Genomic DNA, 16,525 nt, shown 5'->3' on the forward strand with positions numbered 1-16,525 from the left:
TATCGGCTCCAGACGAAGCGGCCGCCGGGCACTACACTTAACGGGCTATCACATTAAGGAACCCGCATGATACCGAACCAGTCCGACAAAGCAGGACTTCACATCTTATTAAAACTCGCCTGCCTGGTGGTTATCCTCGCAGGTATCCATGCTGCCGCTGACATTATTGTCCAGCTCCTGCTGGCGCTCTTTTTTGCCATTGTGCTTAATCCGCTGGTGACCTGGTTTTTGCGCCGGGGCATCAGCCGTCCGGTGGCCATTACTATCGTGGTCATCGTGATGATGATTGCCCTGACGGCGCTTTTCGGCGTGCTGGCGGCGTCGCTCAGTGAATTCTCCACCATGCTCCCGCAGTACAACAAAGAGCTGACGCGTAAGATCGTTTCGCTTCAGGAGATGATGCCTTTTCTTAACCTGCATATCTCACCCGAGCGGATGTTACGCCGCATGGATTCAGAGAAGGTCATGACCTACGCCACCACCCTGATGACCGGCCTTTCCGGCGCGATGGCCAGCATCCTGCTGCTGGTGATGACGGTGGTGTTTATGCTGTTCGAGGTCCGCCATGTTCCTTATAAGCTGCGCTTTGCGCTGAATAACCCGCAAATTCATATTGCGGGTTTACACCGGGCCCTGAAGGGCGTGTCCAAATATCTGGCCCTGAAAACGCTGTTAAGCGTCTGGACCGGGGTGATTGTCTGGCTGGGACTGATGCTGATGGGCGTGCAGTTCGCGCTGATGTGGGGCGTACTGGCGTTTCTGCTGAACTACGTACCCAACATCGGCGCGGTGCTTTCCGCCGTGCCGCCGATGATTCAGGCGTTTCTGTTCAATGGCTTTTACGAGTGCATGCTGGTGGGGGCGCTGTTTCTGGTCGTGCATATGGTGCTGGGCAATATCCTTGAGCCGCGCATGATGGGCCACCGTCTCGGAATGTCGACGCTGGTGGTGTTCTTGTCATTGCTGATCTGGGGATGGCTGCTGGGACCGGTCGGGATGTTACTGTCAGTCCCGCTGACCAGCGTGTGTAAGATTTGGATGGAAACCACCAAAGGTGGCAGCAAACTGGCGATCCTGTTGGGTCCCGGGCGACCGAAAAGCCGACTGCCGGGATAACGGGTCCCACAGCGCGTAACTGTGCAACACACCGAAAATTACCGCGACGCTCACCGCGCGGTAATTTTCATTTTCGGTAAGGAGGATTTCGCGTTATTTATCCCGCCCTAATAAATGAATCGTCATGCAAATATTTATTTAACGCAAATTACACGGCATATAATTCTCACCCTTTCATTTCAATGCATTACACCTCCCGTCACGTAAAATAAATACCCACTTTTATATCGACAACAATTATCCTCATTAGCGATAATACCCCGCCAAAATATAATTTTTTAAAATTACTGATTTAAATTGTTATTATTGATACGGAGTTGTTGATGAAAAAGATCATTAAATGGTTTGCTGCTGTTGCTGTCGTCGGCGCACTGGCCGGTTGCGCGCGTACCGCCCCAATCGATCAGGTTCACGCTACTGTCAGTACAGGCCACACTGCTGAGCAGGTGAAAACCGCCATTCTGAAAGCAGGCCAGAAGCGCGACTGGATCATGAGCGAAGCGGGCCCGGGCGTAATTAAAGGCCGTCTGCAGGCACGCGACCACTCGGTCGAAATCCGTATTCCTTATTCTGCGACAAGCTATTCAATTAATTACGAAAGCAGTATGAACCTGAAAGCCGCCGACGGTAAAATTCACAAAAACTATAACCGCTGGGTGCATAACCTCGACCACGATATTCAGATGAACCTCTCTGCAGGCGCCGCGCTGTAATATTTTCCTCATGTCGGGCCGAAATGGCCCGATAACGTTTTTCTCGGCCTCATAAGGTTACGCACGCATGTACGAAAAGGACACCCTCAACGCGCTGGACGCCATTACCGAAGCGCAACGCATCGCTTTTGCGCCGATGCTGTTTCAGACCGCGCGTTGTCTGCGTAATTCGGGCGTGCTTTCCTGGCTGGATAAAAAAGGGAAAACAGGGGCAAGTCTCGAGGAAATAACCGAAAACAGTACCCTGAGCAGTTATAGTGTAAGCGTATTGCTGGATATGGGATTAAGCGGACGGATCGTTACCTGTAAAGAAGGGCGCTATTTCCTGGCAAAGGTGGGCCATTTCTTATTGCATGACACCATGACTCGCGTGAATATGGATTTCACGCAGGATGTTTGTTACCAGGGGTTATTCCATCTGGCCGATGCCCTGCAGGAAGAAAAACCGGCGGGATTATCCGTGTTTGGCAACTGGCCAACCATCTATCCGGCATTATCACAACTACCCGCGCAGGCAAAAGAGAGCTGGTTCGCTTTTGATCATTACTATTCTGATGCCGCTTTCGACGCGGCGCTGCCATATATATTCGCAAGCTCGCCGACAAAATTGTACGATGTGGGCGGAAATACGGGTAAATGGGCGTTACGCTGCTGCCGCTATGACGACAATGTTGCCGTGACGATCCTTGACCTGCCACAGCAGATAACGCTGGCGCAGGAAAACATCGAAAAAGCAGGTTTATCTCATCGCATTGGCTTCCATGCTGTCGATATGCTTAGTCATGCGACATTGCCGGGTGAAGCCGATATCTGGTGGATGAGCCAGTTCCTGGATTGTTTCTCTCCGGACCAGATTGTCGCCATGTTGACTCGCGTTGCACAGGTTATGAAGCCCGGCGCGCGACTGTGCATCATGGAACTGTTCTGGGATGCCCAAAAATTTGAAGCCGCCTCATTCAGCCTGAATGCTACCTCGCTTTATTTCACCTGTATGGCGAACGGCAACAGCCGGTTTTACAGTGTAGAGAAATTTTATCACTACCTGGAGCGGGCCGGTTTCCACGTAGAACAGCGGCTGGACAACCTAGGGGTAGGTCATACCCTATTGATTTGTCAAAAAATTGAACAATAGAGCAGTTGAACTGCCCGGCAGGCTTGCCTGTCTTTTAATGATGGTTTTCCGCGGACGCGCGTAGATGAAATTTTCACTGAACATAATTGACTGGCAGGCAAGAGCGCCAGGCCTGAGCGATGCCGCAGAGTGGCAGGCGTGGTCACGCCAGCACCTAACCCTCGACCCGGCTGCGCCGCTGCCTAAGCTTACCGAACTGCCGATGATGACCGCGCGCCGCCTCAACTCGGGCAGTAAGCTGGCGGTAGACCTCGGACTCACCCTGCTTCGCCGTCACGCGATTGATGCCGTTGTCTATTCCAGCCGTCATGGCGAACTGGAGCGTAATTTCCGCATCCTGCACTCCCTGGCGACCGGTCAGGCCGTCTCGCCGACAGACTTTGCCATGTCCGTGCACAATTCGGCGGTGGGCAACCTGACGATCACTGCGCAACACCCCATCGTCTCGTCTTCTGTTTCTGCCGGGCAGGACACCTTCCAGCAGGCATTATGTGAAGTGTTGAGCCTGCTTCAGGCGGGCTATTCCCGCGTCTTGCTGGTCGATTTTGACGGCGCCCTGCCCGATTTTTATCATCCGGGTTTACCGCCGCAGATGCCCACCTGGCCCTACGCGCTGGCCCTGGTGATTGAAGCCGGGAGCACACTGCAGTGCGAAACCCGCAGCGGCAGCACGGGTGAAGAACCTCCCCTGCCGCAGAGCCTGATGTTCCTGAAACGTTACCTCCGCGATGAACGGCAGTTTGTGGTTTCAGGCGAACGTCTGCTGTGGCAATGGACACGCGAATGAGCCGCCTGACTGCCCGTATCAACTGGTTATGGCGTCTGATGATGACCGGCTTCTGCTTCGTGCTGTTTGGCACGGGCGGGCTGTTGCTGTCGCTGGTGTGGTTCAATCTGCTGTTGCTGGTTCAGCGCGACCGCGCCAGACGCCGTCGCCTGGCGCGTCGCAGTATCGCGGGCAGCTTCCGCTTTTTCTTACATGTCGCCCGTGGCACCGGGGTACTGGACTATCGCATTCACAATCTTGACGCCCTTCGCGGGGACCGCGGTTGTCTGGTGGTGGCCAATCACCCGACGCTGATTGATTACGTGATCCTGGCGTCCGTCATGCCCGAAACCGACTGTCTGGTGAAAAGTGCGTTGCTTCGCAACCCATTTGTCAGCGGCGTCATTCGCGCAGCGGATTACCTGATTAACAGCGAAGCGGAAACGCTCCTCAGTGCAAGCCAGCAGCGTCTGGCCCAGGGCGACACGCTGTTAATCTTTCCGGAGGGCACACGAACCCGCTCGGGAGAGGCAATATCCCTCCAGCGCGGCGCGGCAAATATTGCCGTGCGCTGCCACAGCGACCTGCGCATCGTGGTGATCCACTGCAGCGAACCTCTGCTGGATAAAAAAAGTCACTGGTACGACGTACCGCCCGTAAAACCTGTTTTCACCGTAGATGTTCGCGATCGCGTGAATATCGACGCTTTTTACGATGCGAAGACACAAGAACCGGCACTGGCGGCAAGGCAGTTAAACCGGCATCTGCAGCATCGATTAACATCAGGCCTTCAATCTTTGTCAGGAATTAATGATGCAAGCGCTTCATCTTGAAATTAAAAATCTCATCATCACTACGCTGAATCTGGACGAGCTTACCGCCGAGGATATCGATACCGATGCTGCGCTGTTTGGTGATGGACTGGGCCTCGACTCTATCGACGCCCTCGAACTTGGCCTGGCCGTGAAAAACCAGTATGGCGTGGTGCTGTCTGCCGAAAGCGAAGAGATGCGTCAGCACTTCTTTTCCGTCGCCACGCTGGCTTCTTTTATCAACGCTCAACGCGCCTGAGATGTGATCCGTTATGACTGAACAAGAAACCATTTATCAGGAAGTCTGCGAACTCCTGGCTACGCTGTTTGAACTCGACCCACAGGAAATCACGCCTGAGGCTCGCCTGTACGAAGATCTGGATCTGGACAGTATCGATGCAGTGGACATGATTGTTCACCTGCAGAAGAAAACGGGGACGAAAATCAAACCGGAAACCTTCAAATCTGTCCGTACCGTGCAGGATGTGGTTGACGCTGTCGCTCAGCTTTTGCGCGACGAGTAAACCACCGTGCCTGGAGGACGAGCGTTTCCGGCGATCCCACTCCTGACGGGAGTCGTGTTGCTGGCGTGGCCATTGCTGATTGGATTGGGGCTGACGCACAACGGTCTGCACTGGCTGTTGCCGCTGATGGCCCTGGTGCTGGTGCTGCGTCTGCATCAGGCGCGGCGAAACGCAGGCCCGATGCGGTATGTGGTGCAGTGCATTGCGCTGGCAGGCCTGGCGCTCTGCGCGGCAAGCTATCTGCTGAAAGCGCACCAGTGGCTGCTGCTCTATCCGGTGGTGGTTAATCTCGTGATGCTGGCCGTGTTTGGCGGCTCACTGTGGACAACCATGCCGCTGGTTGAACGGCTGGCACGTCTGCGTGAATCGAATTTGCCTCCGGCGGGTGTGCGATATACCCGTAAGGTGACGCTGGTGTGGTGCGGGTTTTTCCTCGGTAACGGTGCGATAGCCCTGTTTACCGTGCTACACGGCGATATGCATGTCTGGACAGTGTGGAACGGTATGGTGGCTTATTTTCTGATGGGCACGCTGATGGCGACAGAGTGGCTGGTGCGTCAACGGGTGATGAAAAAAGAGAAGCTCGATGAATAAACCCCTCCCGCTGGGCCAGTGGTTAAATGCTCCACGCCCTGACGACACGCCGATCGCCTGGCTTGACGATCGCACCTGGACGCTGGGTGAGTTGCGCCACGATGTCACCTTGCTGGTAGAAGCATTGCGACAGCAGGAGGGTGAACGCTGGGCGCTGTGCTTTGAAAACAGCTACCTGTTTATTGTTGCGCTGCTGGCCTCACTGCATGCCGGTAAAACCCCGGTCATTCCAGGCCATAGCCGGGTCTCTCTGCTCGACGAACAGCAGTCGCTGTTTAGCGGTGTCCTGAGCGATCAGACGCTGGATATTCAGGGAAAGGTCATTGTGGTGACCTCCTCCCCCCAGACCGCGCGCCAATGGGCACCGTTGCCCGTCATTGACGACGCGCGCTTTGTTGAGCTTTTTACCTCGGGCTCCACGGGCACCCCACGCCGGGTCATTAAGCACATCACCAGCCTGGACCGTGAAGCATGCCTGCTGGCGAACCGTTTTGGCGAACGCCTGGCGGGCTGCAGCATTGTGGCCTCGGTCGTACCACAACATCTCTATGGCCTGACGTTCCGCATCATGTTGCCAATGGCGATGGGGCTTCCGCTGCACGCCGCCATGCTTTATTACGCTGAGCAGCTGGCGGCACTCCCTCACGACAGGCAGTACCTTTTTATCAGCAGTCCGGCGTTCCTGAAACGGCTGGATACCGAGCTGACTGCCCCTCCCGTCGTGATGCTGATCTCCGCTGGGGGAATGCTGCCCTGGTGCGATGTCACGGAGACCCATGGCTGGCTTAACGTCTGGCCGGATGAAATCTATGGCAGCACCGAAACCGGGATCCTCGCCTGGCGGCACCGTCAGGCGGACAGCGTACCCTGGTTCGCCTTCCCCGGTGTGGTGTTCCAGAGTGAAGGGGAAATCTGCCGCGTGACCTCCCCGCTCATTCACGAAGCCGCAGGGTTACAGCTGGACGATATCCTGCACTTCGACAGTAACGGTTTTTTTAGCATTGCCGGACGTCGTGGTCGGGTGGTCAAAATCGAAGAAAAGCGTATCTCACTGAACGAGATTGAACGTCGCCTGCTGGAGCTTGAGGGCATATGTGAAGCCGCAGCATTACCGGTTACCCGCGGAGGTCGTCAGGGTATAGGTGTCCTGCTGGTTCTGGATGAGAAGACCCGTCAGCGCTGGCATCAGCAGGGCAAAAAAACGCAGGAACTGGCCTGGCGCCGCGCCTTGCGGCCCTGGCTTGAGCCGGTCGCCGTCCCCCGCTACTGGCGCATTATCGATGAGATGCCGGTAAACAGTATGAATAAGCGTGTCTATGCGCAGTTACAGGAGTTGTTTCATGAAAATTCATGAAATCGAACGCCACCAGGCACAGCCGCAGCACCTGGAAATCGTTTTGCATCTTGACCCCTCCCTGTTCTGGTTCCAGGGGCATTTTGCCGTACAGCCGTTGCTGCCAGGTGTGGCACAGATTGACTGGGTCATGCACTACGCCACCACGCTGCTGGCACCGGGTTACCGTTTTCACAGCATCCAAAATGTGAAATTCCAGGCCCCTCTGCTGCCGGATACCACGGTCACGCTGGTCCTTAACTGGCATGCCGAACGTCAGATACTGACCTTCAGCTACCAACGCCATGCCGGTGACGATCGCCATACTGCCAGCAGCGGGAAGATTCGCCTGTGTCAGTAACCTTCCGCCCCTGCGTGCTGATCCCGTGCTACAACCATGGCGCGATGATGGCAAAGGTACTGTCGCGGCTGGCGCCGTTCGGCTTGCCCTGCCTGGTGGTCGATGACGGAAGTGACGAGCAGACGCGCCGCATTCTGGAGCATCTGGCCGCCGGGCAGCCCCAGGTTACGCTGGTACGTCTGGCGCAAAACGCAGGTAAAGGTGCCGCGGTCATTAAGGGGCTGGAAGAGTCGGCCCGCGCGGGCTATACCCACGCCGTACAGGTGGATGCCGACGGCCAGCATGCTATTGAGGATATCCCCAAAATGCTGGCTCTGGCTGAGCGTCACCCGGAGGCGCTGATATCTGGCCAGCCCATTTACGATGATTCCATTCCGCGCTCCCGCCTCTACGGTCGCTGGATAACGCACGTCTGGGTATGGATTGAAACCCTGTCCCTGCAACTTAAAGACAGCATGTGCGGTTTTCGGGTCTACCCGGTCTCGCCCACGCTGCAGCTGGCCGCACGCGTATCGCTTGGTAAACGTATGGACTTTGACACCGAAGTGATGGTCCGTCTCTACTGGCAGGGCAATACCAGCTATTTTCTGCCGACCCGCGTTACCTATCCGCCTGACGGGTTATCCCATTTCGACGCGCTCAAAGACAACGTGCGGATCTCACTGATGCACACCCGGCTGTTCTTCGGCATGCTGCCCCGCATTCCCGCCCTGCTGTTTCGTCGTCGCCGCCAGCACTGGGCGCAGCAGGACGAGGTGAAAGGCCTGTGGGGAATGCGCCTGATGCTGCGCGTCTGGCAGCTGTTTGGCCGCCGGGCCTTTACCGTGCTGCTGTGGCCGGTTATCGGGGTGTACTGGCTTACGGCCCGACCGGCGCGACAGGCTTCACAGCAGTGGACAGCGCGAGTGAAGCAGGTGCTGACGCAGCGGAACATGCCTGTTCCGCCACGCCTTAACAGCTTTTTCCATTTTATGCGCTTCGGTAACGCCATGCTGGATAAAGTCGCCAGCTGGCGCGGCGAACTGAAGTTTCATCGTGACGTGGTCTTTGCTCCCGGTGCGTATGACGTGCTGGATGCTGACGCATCGCAAGGTAAACTGCTGCTCGCGTCGCATCTTGGCGATGTGGAAGCCTGCCGGGCACTGGCTCAGCTGGAAGGCAGCAAAGTCATCAACGCGCTGGTCTTTAGCGATAATGCGCAGCGCTTTAAACAGATCATGACCGAGATGGCACCCCAGGCCGGGGTTAACCTGATGCCCGTGACGGACATTGGCCCGGATACCGCTATCGCCATCAAAGAGAAGCTTGAGCGCGGTGAGTGGGTTGCCATTGTGGGCGATCGCATAGCGGTCACGCCACAGCGCGGCGGCGACTGGCGGGTGATATGGAGTTCGTTTATGGGACAGCCCGCCCCGTTCCCGCAAGGGCCGTTTATTCTCGCCTCCATTCTGCGCTGCCCGGTGGTGCTGATTTACGCCCTGCGTCAGCAGGATGCGCTCACGATACACTGCGAGCCGTTTGCCGACCCGCTGCTTCTGCCACGCGGGGAGCGCCAGCAGGCGCTGCAACAGGCCGTCGATCGCTATGCACAGCGGCTTGAGCATTACGCCTTAATGTCACCGCTCGACTGGTTTAATTTTTTCGATTTCTGGCACCTGCCGGATGCCAAAGAGAAGGAGTAAAGGGTGCTGACCGATCCCCGCTTTACGACCGAAGTAGAAATCACCGTTCCGTTCCACGATGTCGATATGATGGGCGTGGTCTGGCACGGCAACTATTTCCGCTACTTTGAGATTGCCCGCGAGGCGCTGCTCAACCAGTTTAACTACGGTTATCGCCAGATGAAGGCGTCAGGCTATGTCTGGCCGGTAGTCGATACCCGGGTGAAATACCGCGATGCGGTGACCTTTGAGCAGCGCATCCGTGTGCGCGCGCACATCGAAGAGTATGAAAACCGTCTGCGTATCGCCTATCAAATTTTCGACGCGCAAACCGGTAAACGCTCCACCACCGGCTATACCATCCAGGTGGCCGTCGAAGAAGCCAGCCGTGAAATGTGCTTTGTCAGCCCGGCTATATTGTTTGAACGAATGGGAGTTACGCCATGAGATGGTTGCCTGTGCTGGCACTGATGATCAGCCCGCTGGTGAGCGCCGTGACGCTGGATGAGCTGCAGCAGCGGTTTACCGGGCAACCTGTCGTGCGCGCGCATTTCGAACAGGTCCGGACGATTAAGGATCTGCCGCAGCCGCTGCGCTCGCAGGGCGAAATGTTGATCGCACGCGACAGCGGCCTGCTGTGGGATCAAAAAGCGCCTTTCCCCATGACGTTGTTGCTGGATGATAAACGGATGATCCAGACGATCAACGGCCAGCCTCCGCAGACCATTACCGCCGACAATAACCCGCAGATGTTCCAGTTCAACCACCTGCTGCGGGCGCTGTTCCAGGCCGACCGCAAGGTGCTGGAAGAGAACTTCCGCATCGATTTTCGCGATCTCGGCGAAGGCCGCTGGTCGCTGGTGCTGACCCCCACAACGACACCGCTGGACAAAATTTTCGCCACCCTCGATCTGGGCGGCGCGACCTACCTTGAGACGATTCGCCTCAACGATAAGCAGGGCGATCGTACCGATATCGTCCTTTCCCACCACACACTGACGCCCGCCAGCCTGACCGATGACGAACGCCAACGCTTTGCCGCACCGTAAATCCCTGCGCCCGGCGCTGCTGTGGGCGACGGTATGCCTGATTCTGTTGGGCGTGTTGCTGTCGCTGCTGCCCGGCGCGCGCCTGAACAGCAGCGTACTGGCTATGCTGCCGAAGCAGACGCTCGGGGCAATCCCGCCGGCACTCAACGACGCGTTTATACAGCGTCTTGACCGCCAGCTTGTCTGGCTGGTCAGTCCCGGTAAAGAACCCGATCCGCGGGTGGCGCAACAGTGGCTGGATCTGTTGAAAAACAGCCATTCGCTCAGGGAGGTTAAAGGCCCGATGGACGCCGCCGGGCAAAAGGCCTGGGGCGAGTTCTTCTGGCAGCATCGCAACGGCCTGATTGATTCAGCCACCCGGGCCCGCCTGCAAAACGGCGGTGAGGCGCAGGCGCAGTGGATTTTATCCCAGCTCTACTCGGCCTTTTCCGGCGTGAGTGGCAAAGAGTTGCAAAACGATCCCCTGATGCTGATGCGCGGCTCGCAGCTGGCGCTGGCGCAAAACAGCCAGAAGCTACGGCTGATGGACGGCTGGCTGGTCACCCAGGATGCCAGTGGAAATTACTGGTATATGCTGCACGGTGAGCTGGCGGGATCATCGTTTGATATGCAGCAAACCCATCAGATGGTAACCACCCTTACCACCCTGCAGGAGACGCTGAAAACGCGCTTTCCGCAGGCGCAGCTGCTCTCACGCGGTACCGTGTTTTACAGTGATTACGCCAGCCAGCAGGCAAAACGGGACATCTCCACGCTGGGCATCGTCACGATCCTTGGAGTTATCCTGCTCATCCTGGCAGTGTTTCGTTCCCTGAACCCCCTGCTGCTGTGTCTGATTTCCATTGCCACAGGTGCGCTGGCGGGCACGGTGGTGACGCTGCTGCTGTTTGGCGAACTGCATCTGATGACGCTGGTGATGAGCATGAGCATCATCGGAATTTCAGCGGATTACACGCTCTATTACCTCACCGAACGCATGGTGCACGGCGCAGAACATTCCCCGTGGCAAAGCCTGGCAAAAGTGCGTAATGCGCTGCTGCTGGCGCTGCTGACGACCGTTGCCGCCTACCTGATTATGATGCTGGCCCCCTTCCCCGGGATCCGCCAGATGGCGGTGTTTGCCGCGGTGGGGCTGAGCGCCTCCTGCCTGACGGTGATTTTCTGGCATCCCTGGCTGTGCCGTGGTTTGCCGGTGCGCCCGGTTCCGTTTATGGTCCTGATGTTGCGCTGGTTGGCCGCCTGGCGACGCAATAAAAAACTCTCTGTGGGCCTGCCTGTGGTACTGGCGCTGGTCTCGGCTGCCGGGCTTGCCACCCTGAAGGTCAACGACGATATCGCCCAGCTACAGGCGCTCCCCAAAGACATTCTGGCGCAGGAGAAAACCATTACCGCCCTGACCGGGCAAGGTGTCGATCAGAAATGGTTTGTGGTGTATGGCGCATCGCCGCAGCAAACGCTGGAACGGCTGGAAGCCTTTACCCCGGCGTTAGCCCAGGCCCAAAAAGCGGGGGATATTACCCGCTGGCGGACCCTGCCCTTAAATTCGCTGGCGCGCCAGAAAAGCGATCTGCTGCTGTTGCAGCAGGCCGCGCCGGCCATAACGAACGCGCTGCGAAACGCGGGGCTGAGCACCGTCACACCGAATCTGAATGCCATGCCCGTGAGCGTGGAGGCGTGGCTCGCCAGCCCGGCCAGCGAAGGCTGGCGTCTGCTGTGGCTGACCCTGCCTGACGGCGAAAGCGGTGTGTTAGTGCCGGTGGACAACGCCCGCAACAGCGCCGCACTCAGCGAAGTAGCCGCCCGTCATGCGGGCGTCGTCTGGGTCGATCGCAAGGCCAGTTTTGACAGCCTGTTTGCGCTCTACCGCACGTTGTTAACGGGACTCTTGTTTGTCGCGCTGGCGGTGATTGCCTGCGGGGCGATGGTACGCCTCGGCTGGCGAAAAGGGCTTATCAGTCTGGTCCCGTCCGTGCTGTCGCTCAGCTGCGGGCTGGCCGCGCTGGCCGTCACGGGGCATCCGGTAAATCTGTTTTCACTGCTGGCGCTGGTCCTGGTGCTCGGCATTGGCATTAACTACACGCTGTTTTTCGGCAACCCGCGCGGTACGCCGCTGACGTCGATGCTGGCCATCACGCTGGCGATGATGACCACGCTGCTGACGTTAGGCATGCTCGTGTTCAGCGCCACGCAGGCCATCAGCAGCTTCGGTATTGTGCTGGTGAGCGGCATTTTTACCGCCTTCCTGCTGGCGCCGCTGGCGATGCCTGTTAAGAAAGAGAGAAAACGAAAATGAATGCTTTTTACCGCGCAGCCGCGCTGGTCGCGACGCTGCTGCTGGCAGGCTGTAGCCATTCGACCGATACTGAAGGGACACGTCCGCAGGCCTGGCTTCAGCCAGGAACCCGTGTGACGCTGCCGCCGCCCGGTATTACCCCGGCGGTCAGTTCGCAGCAGCTGCTGACCGGAACCTTCAACGGACAAACGCAGTCCCTGCTGGTCATGCTCAACGCGGATGATCACAAAGTGACGCTTGCCGGGCTCTCTTCCGTCGGTATCCGTCTGTTCCTGGCGACTTACGACGACACCGGGATCCACACCGAACAGTCGATCGTTGTGCCGCAGCTGCCTCCCGCCAGCCAGGTACTGGCCGATGTGATGCTTAGCCACTGGCCACTCAGCGCCTGGCAGCCACAACTGCCAAAGGGCTGGACGCTTAAAGACAAGGGCGATCGGCGCGAGCTACGCAATGCCAGCGGCAAGCTGGTGACTGACATTGTCTACCTGCAACGCAAAGGCAAGCGCGTGCCAATCAGCATCGAGCAACACGTCTTTAACTACCACATCACCATTCAATATCTGGGTGACTGAGATGATTTACATTTCTGCTGTTGGCATGGTCAACGCGCTGGGTAACTCGCTGGATGAGATTGCCGCTAACCTGACGGCGGGCGTAGCCCCTGGCATGCATTGTCGCTCCGGCTGGTTGCAGGATGCGCCCGACGCCGTGCTGGGTGGCGTGGAAGGTGAATTGCCGTCCATTCCGGATACCCTGTCCGCGCACCGCACCCGCAATAACCAGCTGTTGCTGGCCGCGCTGGCACAGATTCAATCCGCCGTTGACGACGCGATTGCCCGGGTCGGCCGCGACCGCGTGGCCGTGGTTTTGGGTACCAGCACCTCCGGCCTCGATGAAGGGGATGAGCACGTACGATTAACGCTCAACGGCGAAGCCAGCACCCGGTGGCAGTATCCGCAACAGGAGCTGGGCGATCCGTCCCGCTTTCTGGCTAACTGGTTACAGCTTGAGGGCCCGGCATATACCCTCTCGACCGCCTGCTCCTCCAGCGCGCGGGCAATTATCAGCGGCCGGCGTCTGATTGATGCCGGGCTGGTGGATATTGCCATTGTGGGCGGCGCAGATACCCTGAGCCGGATGCCCGTCAATGGCTTTCACAGTCTGGAATCGCTTTCTCCAACGCTCTGCGAGCCGTTTGGCCGCGACCGTCGGGGTATCACCATTGGTGAAGCCGCTGCGCTGATGGTGTTGACCCGTGAACCCGCCGGGGTCGCGCTGCTGGGAACAGGCGAGTCCAGCGATGCTTACCATATTTCGGCGCCGCATCCGCAGGGTGAAGGCGCCATTCGCGCCATTACCCAGGCGCTCAATGACGCGGGTCTGCAGCCGGAGGATATTGGCTATATCAACCTGCACGGCACCGCCACACCGCTCAACGATCAGATTGAATCACACGTGGTACACGACCTCTTTGGAGAAAACGTGCCCAGCAGTTCTACCAAACACCTTACCGGCCATACGCTGGGCGCTGCCGGTATCACCGAAGCGGCGTTGAGCTGGCTTATTCTGACGCGTGACCTGCCGTTACCCCCACAGGATTTCGCCCGCTACGCGCCGGACGAAACGCTGTCGCCGTGCGGCGTGCTGCACCAGAGCACCGCGCTGAAAAAACCGGTCATTTTATCTAACTCGTTCGCGTTTGGTGGCAACAACGCCAGCATCCTGCTGGGGAGAGTGTCATGAGCTACTTATCACCCGTCGACTATCTGCCGCACGATGCGCCAATGATGCTGCTGGGATCCGTTGAACGCGTCACAGACGATTCCGCCGTATGCCGTGTCGCGGTCAACGGCCAAAGCGTACTGGCGCCCTTTTTGAATGCCGAGGGCGATTTGCCTGGCTGGTACGCGCTCGAACTGATGGCGCAGACCGTTGGCGTCTGGTCAGGCTGGCATCGCCAGCAGAAAGGGCAAGATCATATTGCGCTGGGCATGGTGCTGGGTGCGCGCGAGTTGGTCTGCGCCAGTGGACATTTCGCAAAAGACGCGACGCTGGACATCACCGTCAGACTGCTGATGCAGGATGAGCGCTTCGGCAGTTTTGAATGTACGATCTCCTCAGGTGAGGAGACGCTGGCCACGGGCCGGGTCAATACCTTCCAGCCGAGCGCAGAAGAATTAACATCGCTTTTTAATCAGGGATCCCACGCATGAGTCGTTCCGTACTGGTCACCGGGGCCAGCAAAGGCATTGGTCGTGCCATCGCCTGCCAGCTTGCCGCTGACGGGTTTACCGTAGGCGTACATTACCACCGTGACGCCGCAGGCGCGCAGGCGACGCTGGATACCATCACACAGGCGGGCGGTCAGGGTCGCCTGCTCTCTTTCGATGCAGGTAACCGCGAACAGTGCCGTGACGTGCTGGAGCAGAATATCGAGGCCCACGGCGCATGGTATGGCGTGGTCAGTAATGCCGGTATCACCCGCGACGGTGCGTTTCCGGCCCTCAGCGAAGACGACTGGGACAGCGTCATTCATACCAACCTCGACAGTTTTTATAACGTTATTCAACCCTGCATTATGCCGATGATCGCCACCCGAAAAGGGGGGCGCATTATCACCTTATCCTCCGTGTCCGGCATGATGGGCAACCGCGGTCAGGTGAACTACAGCGCGGCAAAAGCGGGCATTATTGGCGCGACCAAAGCACTGGCAATTGAGCTGGCAAAACGCAACATCACCGTGAACTGCATTGCGCCGGGGCTGATTGATACCGGCATGATTGAAATGGAAGAGGCTGCGCTGAAAGAGGCAATGTCCATCATTCCCATGAAACGGATGGGCCAGGCCGAAGAGGTTGCAGGACTTGCCAGCTATTTGATGTCAGATATTGCAGGCTACGTTACCCGCCAGGTCATTTCCATCAACGGAGGAATGCTATGACGCGTCGCGTGGTGATTACCGGTATGGGCGGCGTTACCGCCTTCGGTGAGGACTGGCAATCCGTTTCCCGCAGGCTGCTGGCGTATGACAACGCGGTACGCAAAATGCCGGAGTGGCAGGTTTACGATGGCCTGCACACTCTGCTGGGCGCGCCGATTGATGATTTCACCCTGCCGGAACACTATACCCGCAAGCGTATTCGCGCCATGGGCCGCGTGTCGTTGATGTCGACCCGCGCCACCGAGCTGGCGCTGGAGCAGGCGGGGCTGATTGGCGAGGCGGTGCTCACAAATGGCCAAACCGGTATCGCCTATGGCTCCTCCACAGGCAGTACCGGGCCGGTCAGCGAATTCGCCACCATGCTCACCGAAAAACACACCCACAACATCACCGGTACGACCTATGTGCAGATGATGCCGCACACGACCGCGGTGAATACCGGCCTGTTCTTTGGCCTTCGGGGTCGCGTTATCCCGACGTCGAGTGCCTGTACGTCGGGCAGTCAGGCCATTGGCTACGCCTGGGAAGCCATTCGTCACGGTTATCAGACCGTGATGGTCGCAGGCGGAGCAGAGGAGCTTTGTCCGTCAGAGGCGGCGGTATTTGACACCTTATTCGCGACCAGCCAGCGCAACGATGCGCCGAAAACCACCCCTTCGCCATTTGATACGCAGCGTGATGGTCTGGTCATTGGGGAAGGCGCAGGCACCCTGATTCTGGAAGAGCTTGAGCATGCCAGAGCACGCGGTGCAACTATCTATGGCGAGATCGTTGGCTTCGCCACCAACTGTGATGCAGCCCATATCACCCAGCCACAACGTGACACCATGCAAATTTGTATGGAGCAGTCGCTGGCGTTAGCAGGGTTAAGCGCGCGGGACATGGGGTACATCTCCGCGCACGGTACCGCCACCGATCGCGGTGATATCGCCGAAAGCCAGGCCACCGCCGCCATCTTTGGCGACAACGTGCCAATTTCGTCGCTGAAGAGCTATTTTGGCCACACGTTAGGCGCCTGTGGGGCGCTGGAAGCCTGGATGAGTCTGCAGATGATGCGTGAGGGCTGGTTTGCCCCGACGCTCAATTTAAGACAACCGGATGAGCAATGTGGTGCTTTAGATTATATTATGGGTGAAGCCCGTCAGATTGACTGCGAGTATCTGCAAAGCAATAACTTCGCATTTGGCGGCATCAACACGTCGATAATCATCAAACGCTGGGCGTAAC

19 protein-coding genes are annotated in these 16,525 nt (G+C 57.8%); all 19 read left to right on the top strand.

Annotated elements, in window-relative coordinates; all coding sequences use genetic code 11:
• Positions 1-66: 66 nt before the first annotated feature.
• Positions 67-1,116 (top strand): AI-2E family transporter, encoded by a 1,050-nt coding sequence (locus tag JTA15_RS16300; RefSeq protein ID WP_014172027.1) that lies wholly within the window; start codon positions 67-69, stop codon positions 1,114-1,116.
• Positions 1,117-1,439: 323 nt separating this feature from the next.
• Positions 1,440-1,829, top strand: a complete 390-nt coding sequence (locus JTA15_RS16305; RefSeq protein WP_020884534.1) for a hypothetical protein — start codon at positions 1,440-1,442, stop codon at positions 1,827-1,829.
• Between the two features lie 67 nt (positions 1,830-1,896).
• A complete protein-coding gene (locus JTA15_RS16310) occupies positions 1,897-2,961 on the top strand; it encodes a methyltransferase (RefSeq protein ID WP_014172029.1) in 1,065 nt (354 codons plus the stop codon).
• A gap of 64 nt (positions 2,962-3,025) precedes the next feature.
• Positions 3,026-3,748, top strand: coding sequence for a beta-ketoacyl synthase chain length factor (locus JTA15_RS16315; protein ID WP_134180063.1), 723 nt, complete (start codon positions 3,026-3,028; stop codon positions 3,746-3,748).
• On the top strand, positions 3,745-4,560 hold the full coding sequence (locus JTA15_RS16320; protein WP_134180065.1) for a 1-acyl-sn-glycerol-3-phosphate acyltransferase: 816 nt from the start codon (positions 3,745-3,747) through the stop codon (positions 4,558-4,560). Before JTA15_RS16315 ends, JTA15_RS16320 begins: the two co-directional genes overlap by 4 nt.
• Positions 4,541-4,798, top strand: coding sequence for a phosphopantetheine-binding protein (locus tag JTA15_RS16325; protein ID WP_020884530.1), 258 nt, complete (start codon positions 4,541-4,543; stop codon positions 4,796-4,798). Before JTA15_RS16320 ends, JTA15_RS16325 begins: the two co-directional genes overlap by 20 nt.
• Before the next feature lie 13 nt (positions 4,799-4,811).
• The gene (locus JTA15_RS16330) at positions 4,812-5,063 is read left to right on the top strand and encodes an acyl carrier protein (protein WP_014172033.1); all 252 of its coding nucleotides are present in this window, start codon (positions 4,812-4,814) and stop codon (positions 5,061-5,063) included.
• A gap of 6 nt (positions 5,064-5,069) precedes the next feature.
• The gene (locus JTA15_RS16335; RefSeq protein ID WP_219372496.1) at positions 5,070-5,657 is read left to right on the top strand and encodes a hypothetical protein; all 588 of its coding nucleotides are present in this window, start codon (positions 5,070-5,072) and stop codon (positions 5,655-5,657) included.
• The gene (locus JTA15_RS16340; RefSeq protein WP_219372497.1) at positions 5,650-7,011 is read left to right on the top strand and encodes an AMP-dependent synthetase; all 1,362 of its coding nucleotides are present in this window, start codon (positions 5,650-5,652) and stop codon (positions 7,009-7,011) included. Before JTA15_RS16335 ends, JTA15_RS16340 begins: the two co-directional genes overlap by 8 nt.
• Positions 6,998-7,351 (top strand): beta-hydroxyacyl-ACP dehydratase, encoded by a 354-nt coding sequence (locus tag JTA15_RS16345; protein ID WP_020884527.1) that lies wholly within the window; start codon positions 6,998-7,000, stop codon positions 7,349-7,351. Before JTA15_RS16340 ends, JTA15_RS16345 begins: the two co-directional genes overlap by 14 nt.
• Positions 7,342-9,033 (top strand): glycosyltransferase, encoded by a 1,692-nt coding sequence (locus JTA15_RS16350; RefSeq protein ID WP_219372498.1) that lies wholly within the window; start codon positions 7,342-7,344, stop codon positions 9,031-9,033. Before JTA15_RS16345 ends, JTA15_RS16350 begins: the two co-directional genes overlap by 10 nt.
• Before the next feature lie 3 nt (positions 9,034-9,036).
• Positions 9,037-9,459, top strand: coding sequence for a thioesterase family protein (locus tag JTA15_RS16355; RefSeq protein WP_219372499.1), 423 nt, complete (start codon positions 9,037-9,039; stop codon positions 9,457-9,459).
• Positions 9,456-10,061, top strand: coding sequence for an outer membrane lipoprotein carrier protein LolA (locus JTA15_RS16360; protein ID WP_014172040.1), 606 nt, complete (start codon positions 9,456-9,458; stop codon positions 10,059-10,061). Before JTA15_RS16355 ends, JTA15_RS16360 begins: the two co-directional genes overlap by 4 nt.
• On the top strand, positions 10,030-12,354 hold the full coding sequence (locus tag JTA15_RS16365) for an MMPL family transporter (RefSeq protein WP_219372500.1): 2,325 nt from the start codon (positions 10,030-10,032) through the stop codon (positions 12,352-12,354). The genes JTA15_RS16360 and JTA15_RS16365 overlap by 32 nt, the downstream gene beginning before the upstream one ends.
• Positions 12,351-12,929 carry a DUF3261 domain-containing protein gene (locus JTA15_RS16370; protein ID WP_014172042.1) on the top strand — a complete coding sequence of 193 codons (579 nt, stop codon included), beginning with the start codon at positions 12,351-12,353 and terminating at the stop codon, positions 12,927-12,929. Before JTA15_RS16365 ends, JTA15_RS16370 begins: the two co-directional genes overlap by 4 nt.
• A gap of 1 nt (position 12,930) precedes the next feature.
• Complete coding sequence (locus JTA15_RS16375) at positions 12,931-14,100, top strand: beta-ketoacyl-[acyl-carrier-protein] synthase family protein (protein WP_219372501.1); 1,170 nt, start codon at positions 12,931-12,933, stop codon at positions 14,098-14,100.
• A complete protein-coding gene (locus JTA15_RS16380; protein WP_020884522.1) occupies positions 14,097-14,570 on the top strand; it encodes a hypothetical protein in 474 nt (157 codons plus the stop codon). Before JTA15_RS16375 ends, JTA15_RS16380 begins: the two co-directional genes overlap by 4 nt.
• The gene (locus JTA15_RS16385) at positions 14,567-15,298 is read left to right on the top strand and encodes a 3-ketoacyl-ACP reductase FabG2 (RefSeq protein ID WP_020884521.1); all 732 of its coding nucleotides are present in this window, start codon (positions 14,567-14,569) and stop codon (positions 15,296-15,298) included. The genes JTA15_RS16380 and JTA15_RS16385 overlap by 4 nt, the downstream gene beginning before the upstream one ends.
• The gene (locus JTA15_RS16390; protein ID WP_020884520.1) at positions 15,295-16,524 is read left to right on the top strand and encodes a beta-ketoacyl-ACP synthase; all 1,230 of its coding nucleotides are present in this window, start codon (positions 15,295-15,297) and stop codon (positions 16,522-16,524) included. Before JTA15_RS16385 ends, JTA15_RS16390 begins: the two co-directional genes overlap by 4 nt.
• The last annotated feature ends 1 nt before the right edge of the window (position 16,525 follow it).

It is taken from the genome of Enterobacter sp. BIDMC 29 (assembly GCF_019378755.1).
GTDB classification, from domain to species: domain Bacteria; phylum Pseudomonadota; class Gammaproteobacteria; order Enterobacterales; family Enterobacteriaceae; genus Enterobacter; species Enterobacter ludwigii.

Coding starts and splice junctions, on each gene's coding strand:
- JTA15_RS16300 (WP_014172027.1), top strand. CDS start 67: ATGATACCGAACCAGTCCGACAAAGCAGGACTTCACATCTTATTAAAA.
- JTA15_RS16305 (WP_020884534.1), top strand. CDS start 1,440: ATGAAAAAGATCATTAAATGGTTTGCTGCTGTTGCTGTCGTCGGCGCA.
- JTA15_RS16310 (WP_014172029.1), top strand. CDS start 1,897: ATGTACGAAAAGGACACCCTCAACGCGCTGGACGCCATTACCGAAGCG.
- JTA15_RS16315 (WP_134180063.1), top strand. CDS start 3,026: ATGAAATTTTCACTGAACATAATTGACTGGCAGGCAAGAGCGCCAGGC.
- JTA15_RS16320 (WP_134180065.1), top strand. CDS start 3,745: ATGAGCCGCCTGACTGCCCGTATCAACTGGTTATGGCGTCTGATGATG.
- JTA15_RS16325 (WP_020884530.1), top strand. CDS start 4,541: ATGCAAGCGCTTCATCTTGAAATTAAAAATCTCATCATCACTACGCTG.
- JTA15_RS16330 (WP_014172033.1), top strand. CDS start 4,812: ATGACTGAACAAGAAACCATTTATCAGGAAGTCTGCGAACTCCTGGCT.
- JTA15_RS16340 (WP_219372497.1), top strand. CDS start 5,650: ATGAATAAACCCCTCCCGCTGGGCCAGTGGTTAAATGCTCCACGCCCT.
- JTA15_RS16345 (WP_020884527.1), top strand. CDS start 6,998: ATGAAAATTCATGAAATCGAACGCCACCAGGCACAGCCGCAGCACCTG.
- JTA15_RS16360 (WP_014172040.1), top strand. CDS start 9,456: ATGAGATGGTTGCCTGTGCTGGCACTGATGATCAGCCCGCTGGTGAGC.
- JTA15_RS16365 (WP_219372500.1), top strand. CDS start 10,030: ATGACGAACGCCAACGCTTTGCCGCACCGTAAATCCCTGCGCCCGGCG.
- JTA15_RS16370 (WP_014172042.1), top strand. CDS start 12,351: ATGAATGCTTTTTACCGCGCAGCCGCGCTGGTCGCGACGCTGCTGCTG.
- JTA15_RS16375 (WP_219372501.1), top strand. CDS start 12,931: ATGATTTACATTTCTGCTGTTGGCATGGTCAACGCGCTGGGTAACTCG.
- JTA15_RS16380 (WP_020884522.1), top strand. CDS start 14,097: ATGAGCTACTTATCACCCGTCGACTATCTGCCGCACGATGCGCCAATG.
- JTA15_RS16385 (WP_020884521.1), top strand. CDS start 14,567: ATGAGTCGTTCCGTACTGGTCACCGGGGCCAGCAAAGGCATTGGTCGT.
- JTA15_RS16390 (WP_020884520.1), top strand. CDS start 15,295: ATGACGCGTCGCGTGGTGATTACCGGTATGGGCGGCGTTACCGCCTTC.